Annotated in this window: 15 protein-coding genes and 1 rRNA gene; 8 read left to right on the forward strand and 8 right to left on the reverse strand. The window is 62.1% G+C overall.

Features of this window, described 5'->3' with window-relative positions:
- Positions 1–51 precede the first annotated feature (51 nt).
- Positions 52–167 (forward strand): 5S ribosomal RNA (gene rrf / locus ACNFG0_RS00005).
- Between the two features lie 119 nt (positions 168–286).
- Here the strand turns inward: rrf and ACNFG0_RS00010 are convergent.
- On the reverse strand, positions 287–1,150 hold the full coding sequence (locus ACNFG0_RS00010) for a universal stress protein (RefSeq protein ID WP_196155936.1): 864 nt from the start codon (positions 1,148–1,150) through the stop codon (positions 287–289).
- A 155-nt stretch (positions 1,151–1,305) separates the two neighbouring features.
- On the opposite strand from ACNFG0_RS00010, the gene ACNFG0_RS00015 reads away from it, so the two are divergent.
- Positions 1,306–1,923, forward strand: a complete 618-nt coding sequence (locus ACNFG0_RS00015) for a tRNA-(ms[2]io[6]A)-hydroxylase (RefSeq protein WP_196155937.1) — start codon at positions 1,306–1,308, stop codon at positions 1,921–1,923.
- A gap of 21 nt (positions 1,924–1,944) precedes the next feature.
- On the opposite strand, the gene ACNFG0_RS00020 is transcribed toward ACNFG0_RS00015, so the two are convergent.
- On the reverse strand, positions 1,945–2,265 hold the full coding sequence (locus ACNFG0_RS00020; RefSeq protein ID WP_416763711.1) for a DUF883 family protein: 321 nt from the start codon (positions 2,263–2,265) through the stop codon (positions 1,945–1,947).
- 127 nt (positions 2,266–2,392) lie between these two features.
- On the opposite strand from ACNFG0_RS00020, the gene ACNFG0_RS00025 reads away from it, so the two are divergent.
- The gene (locus ACNFG0_RS00025) at positions 2,393–2,656 is read left to right on the forward strand and encodes a hypothetical protein (protein ID WP_196143347.1); all 264 of its coding nucleotides are present in this window, start codon (positions 2,393–2,395) and stop codon (positions 2,654–2,656) included.
- A 4-nt stretch (positions 2,657–2,660) separates the two neighbouring features.
- Here ACNFG0_RS00025 and ACNFG0_RS00030 read toward each other — a convergent pair whose 3' ends face one another.
- Entirely contained in the window at positions 2,661–3,137 is a 477-nt protein-coding gene (locus tag ACNFG0_RS00030; protein ID WP_416763712.1) for an LEA type 2 family protein, read from the reverse strand.
- A gap of 225 nt (positions 3,138–3,362) precedes the next feature.
- On the opposite strand from ACNFG0_RS00030, the gene ACNFG0_RS00035 reads away from it, so the two are divergent.
- From ACNFG0_RS00035 to ACNFG0_RS00050, 4 genes are all read left to right on the forward strand, one after another.
- The gene (locus ACNFG0_RS00035) at positions 3,363–3,683 is read left to right on the forward strand and encodes a hypothetical protein (protein ID WP_416763713.1); all 321 of its coding nucleotides are present in this window, start codon (positions 3,363–3,365) and stop codon (positions 3,681–3,683) included.
- Positions 3,684–3,707: 24 nt separating this feature from the next.
- Positions 3,708–4,853, forward strand: coding sequence for a PQQ-dependent sugar dehydrogenase (locus ACNFG0_RS00040; RefSeq protein ID WP_416763714.1), 1,146 nt, complete (start codon positions 3,708–3,710; stop codon positions 4,851–4,853).
- Positions 4,854–4,938: 85 nt separating this feature from the next.
- Positions 4,939–6,045 (forward strand): cell division protein ZapE, encoded by a 1,107-nt coding sequence (gene zapE, locus ACNFG0_RS00045; RefSeq protein WP_196143343.1) that lies wholly within the window; start codon positions 4,939–4,941, stop codon positions 6,043–6,045.
- An 11-nt stretch (positions 6,046–6,056) separates the two neighbouring features.
- The gene (locus ACNFG0_RS00050) at positions 6,057–6,641 is read left to right on the forward strand and encodes a DinB family protein (RefSeq protein ID WP_196143342.1); all 585 of its coding nucleotides are present in this window, start codon (positions 6,057–6,059) and stop codon (positions 6,639–6,641) included.
- Positions 6,642–6,793: 152 nt separating this feature from the next.
- Here the strand turns inward: ACNFG0_RS00050 and ACNFG0_RS00055 are convergent, their stop codons facing one another.
- From ACNFG0_RS00055 to yegQ, 4 genes are all read right to left on the reverse strand, one after another.
- The gene (locus ACNFG0_RS00055) at positions 6,794–7,792 is read right to left on the reverse strand and encodes an alpha/beta fold hydrolase (RefSeq protein ID WP_196155944.1); all 999 of its coding nucleotides are present in this window, start codon (positions 7,790–7,792) and stop codon (positions 6,794–6,796) included.
- Between the two features lie 74 nt (positions 7,793–7,866).
- Complete coding sequence (locus tag ACNFG0_RS00060; RefSeq protein ID WP_196143340.1) at positions 7,867–8,304, reverse strand: YqaA family protein; 438 nt, start codon at positions 8,302–8,304, stop codon at positions 7,867–7,869.
- Positions 8,304–8,732 carry a DUF411 domain-containing protein gene (locus ACNFG0_RS00065; protein WP_196166999.1) on the reverse strand — a complete coding sequence of 143 codons (429 nt, stop codon included), beginning with the start codon at positions 8,730–8,732 and terminating at the stop codon, positions 8,304–8,306. The genes ACNFG0_RS00060 and ACNFG0_RS00065 overlap by 1 nt, the downstream gene beginning before the upstream one ends.
- Positions 8,733–8,896: 164 nt before the next feature.
- Positions 8,897–10,231 carry a tRNA 5-hydroxyuridine modification protein YegQ gene (gene yegQ / locus ACNFG0_RS00070; RefSeq protein WP_416763715.1) on the reverse strand — a complete coding sequence of 445 codons (1,335 nt, stop codon included), beginning with the start codon at positions 10,229–10,231 and terminating at the stop codon, positions 8,897–8,899.
- Between the two features lie 123 nt (positions 10,232–10,354).
- On the opposite strand from yegQ, the gene ACNFG0_RS00075 reads away from it, so the two are divergent.
- A complete protein-coding gene (locus ACNFG0_RS00075) occupies positions 10,355–11,416 on the forward strand; it encodes an AI-2E family transporter (protein ID WP_416763716.1) in 1,062 nt (353 codons plus the stop codon).
- 3 nt (positions 11,417–11,419) lie between these two features.
- On the opposite strand, the gene ACNFG0_RS00080 is transcribed toward ACNFG0_RS00075, so the two are convergent.
- Positions 11,420–13,477, reverse strand: a complete 2,058-nt coding sequence (locus tag ACNFG0_RS00080) for a TonB-dependent receptor family protein (protein ID WP_416763717.1) — start codon at positions 13,475–13,477, stop codon at positions 11,420–11,422.
- Between the last annotated feature and the right edge of the window lie 82 nt (positions 13,478–13,559).

The following is a 13,559-nucleotide window of genomic DNA, read 5'->3' on the forward strand; positions in this document are numbered from 1 at the left end:
CATATCCGAATTGGCTGGCATGTCCATCTGGACGTTCTGGCAACAGAATTTCTTGACGACCATAGAGCATTGGAACCACCTGATCCCATCCCGAACTCAGCAGTGAAACGATGCATCGCCGATGGTAGTGTGGGGCTTCCCCATGTGAGAGTAGGTCATCGTCAAGATTCATTTCGCAAAACCCCTATCTGCGCGAGCAGGTAGGGGTTTTGTCTTTCCGGGTCTGATAACCGCGCCCGGGGTCTACGGCCGCTGCGCGCCCGCAAACCTGCATCCTCGATTGATCTCAACCGCGTGCCAGCTCCGCCAGGTGTGCCGTAGCTTCTTCACTCTTGAGCACCAGCACATCCCCTTCGAGCGAGTCGAGCACCACCTCTGAAGTATTGCCAATCAAGGCGCCTGAAATACCAGTGCGGGCGACGGTACCTATAACAGTCACCACGGCATCAAGCTGCTTCTCTGTATAAGGAATCAATACATCTGCCGGCCCTTCGGCGATATGCAGATGATCGTCGGGAATATCGAATTCCGCCTGAAAAGCCTTACATGCCTCCCGATAGCGCTGCTCGATGGTTTCCGAAAGCTGGTAGGCCGGGTCGGACGCTGCGAGCATGGGGGAGGGGTGGGCGCTGATCACATGCAATTGGCCCTTGGCCAGCCCCGCAATGGCGTAGCCGTGATCAACGATGCTGGCATGCAGGCGTCGATGGTCTTCATCAGTGTTGCCGACATCCACGGCCGCGAGGATCGCACCGCCTGTCCATGGGCGCTCGCTCTTGACCATCAGTACCGCGCAGGGGCACTGACGCAGCAGCTTCCAGTCGTTGGGCGTGAGCAATGCCTTGCGCAAGGGGTTGTCCGGGCGATGCTCCTTGATCACCAGTTCGCAGCCCTCGGCCTGCTGCACGTCGATGATGGACTCATGCAAGCTGTCATGCCAGGCCTGCTCATGGGTAACGTTATCGTACCCATCATCGTGCAGTTGGCTACTGAGCAGGCTGAGCAAGGCGCTATGGTCTTGTCGCTTGTCGCACATCAACAGGTGCAGGCGTGCGCCTGTTACGCCGGAAATGAGCTTGGCGCGGGTCAGGGCGCGACTGTGGGCATGCTCGGGGTCAAGGACGACGAGAATACTGCGGACGGCTTGCATGGGCGTGAGCTCCCTTGGTAAGTAACGGCCAGTGCCTGACTATAGTTGGCGTTGCGCGCAGTGCCGCTTGATGTGTATCAAGCATAGTCGCTGGCGATTGCCGCTACCCCCGGTATAATCGCCGATCCTGCCGTTGGCCTGTAGTTTATGAGCTTATGTCCCTGATTCCTGAAATCGACGCCTTCCTTGGCTGCCCAACTCCCGACGCCTGGATCGAAGCGGCGCTGGCCGACCAGGAAACCCTGTTGATCGACCACAAGAACTGCGAATTCAAGGCTGCCAGCACCGCATTGAGCCTGATCGCCAAGTACAACACGCACATTGACCTGATCAACATGATGTCGCGCCTGGCCCGCGAGGAGCTGGTCCATCATGAGCAGGTGCTGCGCCTGATGAAGCGCCGCGGTGTACCGCTGCGGCCGGTTTCGGCGGGGCGCTATGCCTCTGGCTTGCGGCGCTTGGTACGGGCACACGAGCCGGTCAAGCTGGTCGATACCCTAGTGGTCGGTGCTTTCATCGAGGCCCGTAGCTGCGAACGTTTCGCGGCCCTGGTGCCGCACTTGGACGAAGAACTGGGGGCGTTCTACCATGGTCTGCTCAAAAGCGAGGCGCGCCATTACCAAGGCTACCTGAAGCTGGCCCACCAATATGGTGACGAAGCGGATATTGCGCATGTCGTGGAGCAGGTGCGCGAGGCGGAAGCGCACTTGATCCTCTCTGCCGACCAGGAGCTGCGTTTCCACAGCGGCGTGCCCATGGCCCGTGCAGCCTGAGTGCATAGCGCGCCAACGCGATCAACGACGCCGCCCCAGCAGCAGCCCGACGACCAAGCCCAGGCCTGCGCTAATCGCTACCGTTTGCCATGGGTGACCACCTATATAGTCTTCGGCGGCTGCTACCGCAGGTTGTGCCTTGCCCCGCAACCTGGCCACGGCCCGATTCGCCTGTCGCAGCTTCAGGTTGACCTGGGCACGTAAGGTATCGGCTTCATCGCCTACCAGCGCAGCGCTGTCGTTCAGCAGCCGCTCCGACTCTTCGATCAAAGCCTGCAATTCACTGAATACCTGGTCCTTGATCTGTTCGCTGTCTGTTTGCGGGGCGCTTTTCCTGGCCATGAACACGTCCTCATTCGCTGATTGTCAGGGCAATGGATACCGCTGCCCGTGGAAAGTTGCGTCGGCGTACCGGTCGCTCGCCGCTACAGTGTAAGATAGCGGCCATTTTCAAGCGGCAGGTAATACCATGAGTTTCAATCTGGCCAACAGAAGCTTCGAGGAACGGGCGCAGATCGAGGCGGAAAAGGCCCGGCTGTTCGAGTATTGGCAGAACAACCTCGGCAAGGCCAAGGGCGAAGCTGCGCGGCTGATCGGTGAAAAGCCCCGGCGCAAGAGCAAATGGGCCGAGTGGGTCCGCGCCGAGCTCGATGGCATGTCGCCTCCGGAATTCGTCGGCCTGGTGCGCAGCGAAGTCAACAAGATGATGGCTGCCGCCAGCAGTAATCGCTGATCCATCAACGGACCAGGCTGCCCTCGGGCAGGTCGAGTGTGCCCTCGTCGGTAAAGCGCACGGTGCCCAAGGGGCCGCCGGCCATCTTGCCACGCAGTACGTACGGCAGGCCCTGCAGTGAATCCAGTCGGCTCAAGCCATAGGCTTGGCGCAATACAGCAAAGGCAGTGATGCTCACCGGCACCACCAGGACCGCTTCGTCATAACGCCCGATATGCCCTTTCTGGTCACTGACGCCAGCCGCCAGGGGCTGGTCGTTGACTTCGAGGTTAAGCGCAATGCCGTTGAAATCGACGGGCGTCTCGTTGGGGTTCTGCACGCGGATCTTCACCGCCATGCGCATTTCCAACGCCTGCGACGGAAGTGGCTCGATGCCGACCACGCTGATGTTCAACGGGTCCCGCGGCTGGAACAGCGCGCAGGCGTTGAGCGTACAGGCAAGCAGGACAGTCAGCCAGAAACGGCTTGGTCGCAAGTTCATGGCATATGCCTTGTGTCCAGTTCCAGACCGCAGTGTGGCAAAAGCACGCGAACGTTGAAAGCACTGGCGCACGAACCCTCGATCATTGGGCACTGCGCAGCGGGCCCTTCGGGCCATACTGAAATATCAGGAATCATCTCTACCGGCATTCGCTCTTTCGACGCGAACCTGTCGCGCCTTAGGCTATCCAACGTTTGAGCGCGCCTTTCGCAAAGGAGGTGAAGCATGAATTCGACACTGCCAACCCTGGCCATCGGCCTGTTGCTGAGCCTGCCATTGCCGACTGCCCCCCTGGCGCAACCGCTGTCCATTGCCAGCGACAGAAACAACCCCTACAACAGCCCGATCCAACGCGCCAACCCCAACAGCCGCCAAGGCAGCATGCCTGCGGCGCCGCCGATCCGGGGGCCTTCGACGCAACCCAACCCGCGACCGCCAACCTTGGATAACCGCGGTGTCGGTAACGGCGACAACCTGCGACGCGAACAGCGTGCGCCCAATCTGGAACCCACCCGGCCACCACGGGATAGCCAACGTCTGCCCTGAGCCGCCACCTGGAAGGAACCAAACATGAAGCCACGTACCTGGTTGTTCACCCTGGCCGTTGCAGCCCTGATGCCGCTGGCACAGGCCGCCTCCGAACGCCAATTGCCCAGCGAGGAAGGCCAGCTGACGGTCAGCACGGTAGCCGACGGTCTGCGCCATCCTTGGGCCTTGGCCTTCCTGCCCGAAGGCAAGGGCATGCTCGTCACCGAACGGCCTGGCAACCTGCGCGTGGTCAGCGCAGACGGCAAGGTCGGCCCGGCCATGAGCGGCGTGCCCAAGGTCTGGGCCGAAGGGCAGGGCGGGCTGCTGGATGTGGCACTGTCACCGGATTTTGCCAAGGACCGTACGGTGTACCTGTCGTTTGCCGAGCGAGGTGCCGATGGCAAGGGCGGTACTGCGGTCGGCCGCGGCCAACTGTCTCAGGACCTGTCCCGCCTGGAGAATTTCACCGTGATCTTCCGCCAGCAGCCCAAACTGTCCGATGGTATCCATTTCGGTTCGCGGCTGGTGTTCGACCATGATGGTCACCTGTTCGTCGCCTTGGGGGAAAACAACCAGCGCCCTACCGCCCAAGACCTGGACAAGCTGCAGGGCAAGGTCGTTCGGATCCTGCCGGATGGCGAAGTGCCCAAGGACAACCCGTTCGTCGGCCAGGCCAATGTACGGCCGGAAATCTGGTCCTACGGCCACCGTAACCAGCAGGGCGCCGCCCTCAACCCCTGGACCGGCCAGTTATGGACCCATGAGCACGGCCCCCGAGGGGGCGACGAAATCAACATCCCGCGACCGGGCAAGAACTATGGCTGGCCGATGGCCACCCACGGAATCAACTATTCGTTGCTGCCGATTCCGGAGGCCAAGGGCAAGCATGTGGAGGGTACCCAGCCCCCGCACCATGTATGGGAAAAATCACCGGGCATAAGCGGCATGGCCTTCTACGACAGCCCGACCTTCAAGGCCTGGGACCATAACCTGTTCATCGGCGCGCTGGTGTCCCGCGAACTGATCCGCTTACAGCTCGAGGGCGACAAGGTCGTACACCAAGAGCGTCTGCTCGGGGAACTGGAGGCGCGGATCCGTGACGTGCGGGTAGGGCCGGATGGCTACTTGTACCTATTGACCGATGCCGAGGACGGCGCACTGCTCAAGGTCGGCCTGAGCGAAAACTGACAGGTCGAGGCCCCAGCCGTTACGAATCGGCTGCCCACTCGGTCGCTTCGCCGGTTACCATGGCGCTTTTGCCCAAGGCTCCGGCATGTCACTCGACCCGAAAACCCTCTACCGCCAGGCTCTCGACGAACACGGATTTGTCCCCGATGTAGCCCAGGCCCTGGCAGTAGACGAGCTTCAGGCCTGTTTCGAGGCACTGCGCCAGGGCACGCCCACCCAGGGTATCTACCTCTGGGGCCCGGTCGGGCGTGGCAAGACCTGGCTGATGGATCAGTTCCATCGAGCGCTGCAAGTGCCGGCGCGCCGCCAGCATTTCCACCACTTCATGGCCTGGGTGCATCAACGGTTGTTCCAGCTCAATGGTACTGCCGACCCATTGCAGGCCCTGGCGCGGGCGCTGGCGCAAGAGATTCGCGTATTGTGCTTCGATGAACTGTTCGTCAGCGATATTGGCGACGCGATCATCCTCGGCCGTCTGTTTCAGACACTGTTCGACCAAGGCGTGGTGGTCGTGGCGACCTCCAACCAGCCTCCGGAGCAACTCTACCGCGACGGATTCAACCGCGAGCGTTTCCTGCCGGCCATCGCTGCCATCAAGCGGCATATGCGGGTTTTGCCTGTGGCCGGTGAACAGGACCATCGCCTGCACCCCGGTGCCTCGCACCAACGCTACTGGGTAACCGAACCTGGGCGACCCAGTGCTCTGCCGGCAGTGTTTCATCAGCTGAGCCACGGCGACGCCGGCACCGATGCGCCTCTGTCGATAGGTGCCCGTCAGGTCAATGTGATACGGCGCAGCGACGCGGTTGTGTGGTGTCGCTTCAACGACCTGTGCGAGCAACCCCTGGCAGCCCTGGAGTTCATGGCCTTGTGCGACCTGTTTCCGGCGATCCTGGTGGAAGGTATCCCGGCGCTCGGTGGGCAACCGCAGGCCGGTCGCATCGCCCGCGGTACCGAGGATGGGGCTGAGCGTGTGGTTGCCGGGGACCGTGAGCTGCCGACCCTGGCACCCAAGGATGACGGTGTGCGGCGCTTCATCGCCTTGGTCGACGAATGCTACGACCGTCGGGTCGCCCTTTACCTGGAAGCCGAAGTACCGCTCGAAGCACTCTACACTCAAGGGTATCTGGCGTTCCCGTTCCAGCGAACCCTGAGCCGGCTACGGGAGATGCAGCTGCAACGCTTCGTCTGAAGGAGCCGACCATGGAGCCGCTGTCGCATCATCTGCTGACCCAGGCCTACAACAATGGCTGGGCCAACCATCGCCTGTACAAGGCGTGCCTGCAACTGACCCACGACGAGTTCGTCGCCCCCCGATGCAGCTTCTTCCCCTCGATCAAGGCCACCCTCAATCACCTGCTGACGGTGGATTGGTTCTATCTGCATGCGCTGGAATGCGAGCAGCGTGGCGAAGCGCCAGGCCCCGACGGTGAGCGCTTCTTCGAACCCGAGCAACCATTCGCCACCTGCACCGATCTGCTGGCCGAGCAGGCCCAGGCCGATCATCGACTCATTGCCTATTGCCGGTCGCTGCAGGACGACCAACTGCAACGCTATGTGAGCATCGTGCGCCCCGATCGCCTGCAACGCGAGCCGCGCCTGCGCCTGCTGGCCCACCTGTTCGAGCACCAGATCCATCACCGGGGCCAGGTGCATGCGATGCTCAGCGATACCTCCGTGCATCCACCGCAGTTGGATGAGTTCTTCTGCGAGGAGGAGGCGAACCTGCGAGCCGATGACTTTGCCGAGCTTGGTTGGAGCGAGGCGCTGATCTGGGGAAGGACCTGACGGTGCAGAGCACTGGCGCATGAGGCGGTAGGCGCAGGTTCTTCTCCGACGGCAGGCCCCCGCGACCGGGCTGGTCCTACCATCGAATGGATAGCGAGGGCTGCGCCCTTGATCGCGGGGCGCGCCAGGCTCGCGCAATAGCGTGTGGGAGCCTAGCGCTCCAGCCAATCGACCAAGGTCTTGTGGAAGCGCGCCGGCTCTTCGATCTGCGGCGCATGCCCCAGCCCTTCGAAGGTGACCAGTTCACCTTGTGGTATTAGCCCGGCCACCTTTGGCCCCAGTTCCTTGTACTTGCCCAGCCGTGCCTTCACCTCGGGCGAGGCGATATCGCTGCCAATGGCGGTGGTGTCCTGATCGCCGATCAGCAACAGGGTCGGCATCTGCAGGTCCTTGAATTCGTAGTACACCGGCTGGGTGAAGATCATGTCGTAGATCAATGCCGAGTTCCACGCCACCGCCTCATGTCCCGGGCCTTGGTTCAGGCCCACCAGCATCTGTACCCAGCGTTCGTATTCCGGCTTCCAGCGCCCGGCGTAATAGGTGTTGCGCTCATAGTTGCGCACCCCGTCGGCATCGAGCTTGAGCTCGCGTTGGTACCACTGGTCCACACTGCGATAGGGCACACCCAGGGCCTTCCAGTCTTCAAGACCGATGGGGTTGACCATGGCCAGGCGCTCGACCTGCGCGGGGTACATCAAGGCATAGCGGGTGGCGAGCATGCCGCCGGTGGAATGCCCGAGAATAATCGCCTGTTTCACACCCAGGTGTTCGAGCAGCTCATGGGTGTTGTGCGCCAGCTGCTGGAAGCTGTACTGGTAGTGCGCCGGCTTGCTGGAGGAGCAAAAACCGACCTGGTCCGGAGCGATGACTCGGTAGCCTGCCTGGCTCAAGGCGTCCAGGCTGGTTTCCCAGGTGGCGGCGCAGAAGTTTTTGCCGTGCATCAGCACCACACTGCGGCCATTGGCCTTACCTTTGGGAGGCACGTCCATGTAGCCCATTTGCAGCGCTTGGCCTTGGGACTGGAAGTCGTAGTGCTTGAGAGGGTGCGGGTAGGTGAAACCTTCGAGTTGCTTGCCGTAGGTCGGCGCCGGGGCGGCGAAGGCCGGGCTGCCCAGGAAGCAGGCCAGGGCCAGGGCGGTTGCGCGCAGCATGGGGCACTCCGTGTTGGGCCATGTAGGAATAGGCGACTTTAGCAGTCAGAAGAAAGCCAAACGCGTAAAAAATGTCACCGGCCGTGTAGCCAGCCCAGGGTGATCATGGCCAACACCAGGTAGCGCCCTCCCTTGGCCAGGGTAACCAGCAACAGGAAACGCCAGAAGGGTTCGCGCATGATGCCGGCAATCAAGGTGAGGGGGTCGCCGATCACCGGCATCCAGCTCAACAGCAGCGACCATTGCCCCCAGCGCCTGTAGCGTTGCTGTGCGCGTTCGAGCTGGGTGGCGCTGAAGGGGAACCAGCGACGTTCGCGCAGGTGCTCGATGGCGCGCCCTAACAGCCAGTTGACGATCGAACCCAATACGTTGCCCAGAGTGGCGACCAGCAGCAACGTCGCCCAGGCGGCCGGCTCTCGCAGCAACAGCCCCACCAGCACCGCTTCCGATTGCAACGGCAGCAGCGTGGCGGCGCCGAAGGCGCTGAGAAACAGCGCCCAGAGGCTGAGCATCAATAGTCGGCCAGTACTTCGTCCTTGCCCTCGCGGGTCACACCGATGACCTGGTAATGGTCCTTGTGGTCGCCCATTTCCATGCCAGGCGAGCCCATAGGCATGCCGGGAACAGCGATACCCTTGAGGTCATCGCGCTTTGCCAGCAGGCGAACCTGCTCGGCCGGCACATGGCCTTCGACGAACTTGCCATCGATCACGCCGGTGTGGCATGAAGCCAGGCGCGGTGCCACACCCAGGCGCTGCTTGACTTCGCTCATGTTCGGCTCGACATGATCATTGACGGTGAAGCCATTGTCGCGCAGGTGGCTGATCCACTCCTTGCAGCAGCCGCAGTTGGGGTCGCGGTAGACATCGATGGTCTCGGCGGCCTGGGCCAGGCTGGAAATCGCCAGCAGGCCGAGGGGGAGCAGGTGTTTGCGCAGCATGGTGAAACTCCTCTTCAAACGCAGGCGTGCAGGCTGCCTGGCAGGTATGGCCCGCAGCATAGCGCAAGCCGGCCCCAGGCGCAGCGCGAGCGGTGCCGGTCGCGCTTGTTGCAATGCTCGCCTGTGCAGGCTGTCATTGAGCTGAAGGCAAGATTACAGCGTTGTCAGGTGGCGTTTTGCCCTGGGTCCAGATCACGCATCAGCAAGCCATGCTCGAGCGGCACCTGCTCCGGGATCGGCAGATAGACCACATGACCATCCCCGGGAGCTACCTGGATCGCCTGTTGCTGGCGATCGCTCAAGCGATCCAGGTCGAAGTGGTAGTTGCCGCGAGGCGTCATCAGCTCCAGGTGATCACCCACGGCAAAGCGGTTCTTGACCGTGACCTCGGCCAGGCCATCCACCCGAACACCGGTCAGTTCACCAACGAATTGCTGGCGCTCGGACACAGAATTACCACGCTGGTAGTTCTGGTATTCATCGTGCACATGGCGTCGCAAGAAGCCTTCGGTGTAGCCGCGTTGCGCCAGGGACTCCAGGTTGTCCATCAGGGCCAGATCGAACGGGCGCCCGGCCACCGCATCGTCGATGGCCTGGCGGTAGGACTGCACGGCACGGGCGCAATAGAAGTGCGACTTGGTCCGCCCCTCGATCTTCAACGAGTGCACGCCCATCCGGGCGAGCCGTTCCACATGCTGGATCGCGCGCAGGTCCTTGGCATTCATGATGTAGGTGCCATGTTCGTCCTCGAAGGCGGGCATTTCTTCGCCTGGGCGGTTGCCCTCCTGGAGCAGGAATACCTGGTCGGTGGGCGTTCCCAGGCCTAGGGTCGGTTCGACTTCGCGAACGATCTCGCCTGTGGTGTTCTCGGTGGCAAGTGTTGCCTGGTATTTCCAGCGGCAAGCGTTGGTGCAGGTGCCCTGGTTGGCGTCGCGACGGTTGAGGTAGCCCGACAACAGGCAGCGCCCGGAATAGGCCATGCACAGGGCGCCGTGGACGAACACTTCCAGCTCCATGTTGGGTACTTGCTGACGGATCTCTTCGATCTCCTCCAGCGACAGCTCGCGTGACAGGATCACCCGGGCTACACCTTGCTGCCGCCAGAACTCGACGCTGGCCCAGTTGACCGTATTGGCCTGCACCGAAAGGTGGATGGGCATGTTCGGGAAATGCTGGCGCACCAGCATGATCAGGCCTGGGTCGGACATGATCAGCGCATCCGGCGCCATCTCGATCACCGGTGCCAGGTCCTTGAGGAAGGTCTTGAGCTTGGCGTTGTGCGGGGCGATGTTGACCACCACGTAGAAACGCTTGCCCAGGGCATGTGCCTCCTGGATGCCCAGGGCCAGGTTGGCATGGTCGAATTCGTTGTTGCGCACCCGCAGGCTGTAACGTGGCTGGCCGGCGTAGACCGCATCGGCGCCGTAGGCGAAGGCATAGCGCATGGTCTTGAGGGTGCCGGCAGGGGCCAGCAATTCGGGCTTGGCGAGTGGGATCATGGACGCACCAGGGGCAAAAGGCGCGGATGCTACGGCCTGTTCGTCGAAGCGATATTGACGTGGATCAACGGCACTTTTGCGCGCGCCGGGGGCACTAAATTGTTGAGCCCACGAGGAATGCCCATGAACGAGATCGCATTGCAGAACAAGGCCCTGGCCGTGCTCCTGGCGCTGGTGACCATCGCTTTCGTGTGGATCCTGCTGCCATTCTACGGCGCGGTGTTCTGGGCAGTGATACTCGCCATCCTGTTCGCCCCGCTGCAACGCGACCTGGTGCTGCGCCTGGGACGCCGACGCAACCTGGCCGCAGCGGTCACCCTACTGGTGTGCCTGCTGATTGCTGTGCTGCCAGTCATCATCATCAGTGCCCTGCTGGTGCAGGAAGGCGCAACGATCTACCAACGCATCGAGAAAGGCGAGCTGGACATCGCCGGCCACATCGAAGGGCTCAAGACGCTATTGCCGTCATTCGCCCAGAGCGGCCTGGAGCGCGTGGGCATGGGCGACCTGGAAGGGCTGCGCGAGAAGATCACCAAATGGGCGATGCAAGGCAGCCAGTTCCTGGCCAGCCAGGCGTTCAGCTTTGGCCAGGGAACCTTCGACTTCCTGGTGAGCTTCGGTGTGATGCTCTACCTATTGTTCTTCTTCCTGCGCGAGGGGGCGGAGCTGGCGCGCAAGGTGCGTATGGCCGTGCCACTGCCCGAACAGCAAAAGCGCCGCCTGCAGCTCAAGTTCAGCCGTGTGGTACGGGCCACGGTCAAGGGCAACCTGCTGGTCGCCGCTACCCAGGGCGCCCTGGGCGGGCTGATTTTCTGGGTGCTGGGCATTCCCAGCGCGCTGGTCTGGGGCGTGCTGATGGCTTTTCTGTCATTGCTGCCGGCGGTGGGGGCCGCCATGGTCTGGGCGCCGGTGGCCGCCTATTTCCTTGCCACTGGCGCGATCGTACCGGGCCTGGTGCTGATCGCCTTCGGCGTGCTGGTGATTGGCCTGGTGGACAACCTGCTGCGCCCGGTCCTGGTGGGCAAGGATACGCGCATGCCCGACTACCTGATCCTGATTTCAACCATCGGCGGCCTGGCGGTGTTTGGGCTCAACGGATTCGTCATCGGACCGCTGATCGCCGCGCTGTTCATGTCCAGCTGGGCGATCTTCACTGGCAGTCGAATGCAGGTACAACTTCCGTAGTCGTCAGCGCAAGCTGTAGGACACGCCCGCATACACGGCGAACCCTTCACCGGGCGTGGAGTGCGGGTTATCCAGGCCTTGGTCGTCATACCCGGGCGTGACCGTGGCGGCGTAGCGCTTGTTGGTCAGGTTGCGCAGGTCCAGCCAGGTCTGCCAATCCTGCTTGAGCGAATTCCAGCCCAGGCGTGCGCCGAGCAGGGCATAAGCGTCGGCATGGTAGCTGTTGGCATAGTCGACCTGGACCTGGGAAGCCATCTGGGTGTTGAGCCCGGCATAGAACCCGTTGGGCCAGTCGTAGCGCATCTCGGCCTGGTAGTAGTGCATGGGAATGCCGGGCAGGCGGTTGTCGCCGAACCGGTCATCGTCGCGGTAGTGGAAGTCGCTGAAGGTGTAGGCCTGGCGCAGGGAGAGCCTGCCGATACCGGCCTGCTCCCACAGGGTGCTGTCCAGGCCGGCCTCGATGCCGTGGTGGATGGTGGGGCTGGCGTTGAACTCTTTGGCTGGAGCGCCCTGCACGATTTCCACGGCCAGTAGTTCGTGACGCACACGCGAGTAGTACCAGGTCAGGTCCCAATCGCCCAAGACCGAATCGCCGCGCGCACCCAGCTCCAGCGTGGTGGCAGTCTGGTTTTGCATCTCGATTGGCTGGGTGGCGACTGTCGAACTCCAGATGAGCGACCATGGGTGTGGCGGCTCGACCGATCGGCTCAGGTTGCCATAGACCTGCAATTGCGGATTGATGTCGTAGCGCAGGCCAAGGCGCGGTGCGTAGTCCCAATCGTGCTGGCTGACCTTGCCGCCATCAGCAGGGTAGGTGACATCGCTCTCACGGCGGGTGTAGATCATCGCCAGGCCGGTGGTCAGCCATAGATCGGGAATGAGCTCGAGATCGTTGCCAATATGAAAGACGGTATCCGAGCCTTGGTAGCTGAAGTCGCGGCTTCGAGGTCCGAAGACATCACCATCGCGCTCAAACTGCGAGGCGCCGCTGTTAGGCAGGTGCTTGGTCGTGCGCCAACCGACGGTGGTCTTGCTCTCATGGCCGAGCAGGGTCTCACGACGTACGTAGTTGAGTGTCCCGCTGACATCGGTATAGGCGACTTTCAGACGCATTGGGCCTTCGCGCAGATCCATCGGGTAGTCGTGGTAGACCAGTCCTGCCTCAAAGTGTGAATCATCGTCGAGGTAAAATGTGGTCTTGTTGGCCAACCAAGTACTGCCCGGCTGTGGTCGGCTGTCGTCACGCTCCACGTAGGCAGGGTTAGCCGCACGCGGGTCATGCTTGATCTGCTGCTTGGTCAAGCGCCCGGCCAACTCGTTCTCGGTCTCCCGGTAGCGCAGGTAGAAGCGCGTTTCCAGGTTGGCGTTGAAGCGATAACCGATATTGGCGGCGATGCCCTTGGCACTGCCGCTGCTGTGTGCCTGGTAACCGTCGTATTCGGCATCGGTCAGGGCGACGTAGTAGTCCAGGTCAGCCAGCACCTGGCCAGAGCTGATGTGCCGGTGGGCGTAGCCGCGGCTGCCCACTTCGTAACGCAACTGCAAAGGGGCGGCGTCATGACCGGTATGGGTCACATAGTTGATCGCGCCGCCCAGGGCCAGGGCGCCCTGGTCGAACCCGTTGGCCCCGCGCAACACTTCGGCGCGGCTCAGCCACAACGGCTCGAACAGTTCATAGGGCGTGCCGCCAGGGCCTGTCAGCGGAAGGCCGTCGAACATCGTATAGACCCCTGACCCGTGGGCGCCAGGGGCGCGGTTGATACCCGAACCACGAATCGACAGCTTGATGCCATCGTTGCCAGCCGATTGGGCGAAGACCCCTGGCTGATAGGCAAGTACGTCCTGGTTGCTGGCAACCCGTCCTTGCTCCACCCGTTGCATGTCCACCAGGTTGGTCGCGCCTGGTGTTTGCCGCAGACGTTGCGCGGCCAGCTCCTGTTCGTCTTGCTGTTCCTGGATCAATACCTGGTCCAGCTCCACGGGGGCAGCCGCCAGGTCAGGGCTATTGGCACAGATCGCCAACACGCCAGCAGCGCAAGTGACAGGTAAAACGGAACGCATCGCAAAACTCCAGGCAATTTACAGGCGGCAACCCTCCTCAGACGAACGAAAAATCCACCAGAGCACGTCGAATAATCCAAAG

Source organism: Pseudomonas sp. NY15372 (assembly GCF_048068215.1).
Classification (GTDB): Bacteria; Pseudomonadota; Gammaproteobacteria; order Pseudomonadales; family Pseudomonadaceae; genus Aquipseudomonas; species Aquipseudomonas guariconensis_A.